Source organism: Streptomyces sp. SID12501 (assembly GCF_010550245.1).
Taxonomy (GTDB): domain Bacteria; phylum Actinomycetota; class Actinomycetes; order Streptomycetales; family Streptomycetaceae; genus Streptomyces.
In genome coordinates, this window is record NZ_JAAGLU010000099.1 from 1 (window position 1) to 1528 (window position 1528).

Genomic DNA, 1528 nt, shown 5'->3' on the forward strand with positions numbered 1-1528 from the left:
CGGCTCGACCGTCAGGTCCGGTACGCCGAGGCGGTCAACTTCCCCGGCAACGGGACGCAGGGGCGCCGCTACGTCGAGTTCCGCGTGTCGGCGGCCGTGTCGGCGACCGGCCGGGCCACCTGCACGCAGTGGCGGTGGGACCCGACCGCGGGCACGCTCGATCGCCGCAGCTGGGAGGACCGCGCCGGGGTCGCGGTGCCCGCCTTCGCGACGGTGGTGGCCGACGTGCAGCCCCCGGCCGACGGCGTGACGGCGACGTACCCGTTCGAGCTGCTCAAGGCGACCTCGGACAACCCCCGCCAGCGGCTCGTCGTGCGGCTGCGCGCCGGTGACCCCGCGGTGGGCAACCCGGTCGAGCAGCGCACGGTCTTCGTCGCGCGCAACAGCTCGACCGGTTCCCTGACCAACAGCGACACGAACGCACCCGGGGTCAGCGACATCCCCGTGTGCATGGCAGGAGGACGGCCATGAGGGCGATCCGACGGGCGTGCGACGACCTGCGCCGCGGCCAGGACGAGGGCATCGCCATGATGAGCGCGATCATGCTCGCGCTCATCCTGACGACGCTGAGCGTGCTGGTGCTCGGGCTCGTCCTCTCGCAGGCGATGCCGACGCAGTTCCAGCGCAAGAGCACGCAGACGGTGTACGCGGCCGAGGCGGGCATCGAGACCGCGCTGAGCTCGGTCCGGACGGCACTCGGCTCGCCCGACTACGTCGGAGCGGTCTACGGCGACGTCCGCAAGCTGCCGTGCACGCTCCAGGGCAGCGTCGCGACGCCGGGTGGTGAGCTCGGCTACCAGGTGACCGTCCGCTACTACCGTGACAACCCCGCGGGCCAGAGCGAGTCCTGGCTCAACGCGAAGAAGCTCGCGTGCGTGCCCGGCAGCGGCACGACCCTGCAGCCGCTCTTCGCGTACATCACGTCGACCGGCGAAGCCCCGACCGGCTCGACGCTCGGGCAGGACGACGCGGTCCGGACGATGTCGAGCATCTACCGGTTCAACACGACCAGCACGAACGTCGTCGGCGGGCGGCTGTACAGCTACGACACCAAGTACGGTCGCGGCGGCGACGGCCCCGACGATCAGCTACGTCCCGGTCGCCCAGTGCGGCGTGGACGACGACCGCGGGCTGTGGGTGTACGACAAGGACTACCGCCTCATGCTCGCGGTCTCGACGCTGCCCGGCCCGGGCGCTGCGCTGTGCATCACGGGCCCGGCGAGCAACACGACGACCGTGACGCTCGCGTACCTGCGTGACTGCGCGCCGGCGACGAGCTCGGCCCGCTGGAACCAGCTGTGGAGCTGGGAGGCGGGAGCCATCTTCAAGGGCGAGAACACGACGATCTCGGGCTACAGCGACTTCTGCCTGCGCGCCAACTCGAACAACCCCTTCAACAGCAAGCTGTACACGGGCGGCTGCGCCGACAAGGCGGACTGGGGCTCCTTCAACCCCGACCCTGCCGTCGGTGCCGGGGCCGCGGGGCCCGACACGTACCAGATCGTCAACTTCCTGGAGTTCGGGCGCT

3 protein-coding genes are annotated in these 1528 nt (G+C 71.1%); all 3 read left to right on the forward strand.

The genetic code is table 11. The annotated features are described in order from the left end of the window. The coding region (locus tag G3I71_RS44565; protein ID WP_164324564.1) for a hypothetical protein at positions 1-471 on the forward strand (471 nt) is incomplete at its 5' end. Further along, positions 468-1259 carry a hypothetical protein gene (locus G3I71_RS44570; protein WP_164324567.1) on the forward strand — a complete coding sequence of 264 codons (792 nt, stop codon included), beginning with the start codon at positions 468-470 and terminating at the stop codon, positions 1257-1259. The genes G3I71_RS44565 and G3I71_RS44570, both read left to right, overlap by 4 nt. Next, on the forward strand, positions 1237-1528 hold a 292-nt coding region (locus tag G3I71_RS44575), incomplete at its 3' end, for a hypothetical protein (RefSeq protein ID WP_164324570.1). The genes G3I71_RS44570 and G3I71_RS44575, both read left to right, overlap by 23 nt.

What these genes read in the sequence shown, in the direction of transcription:
- G3I71_RS44570 (WP_164324567.1), top strand. Translation starts at nt 468, where the DNA reads ATGAGGGCGATCCGACGGGCGTGCGACGACCTGCGCCGCGGCCAGGAC.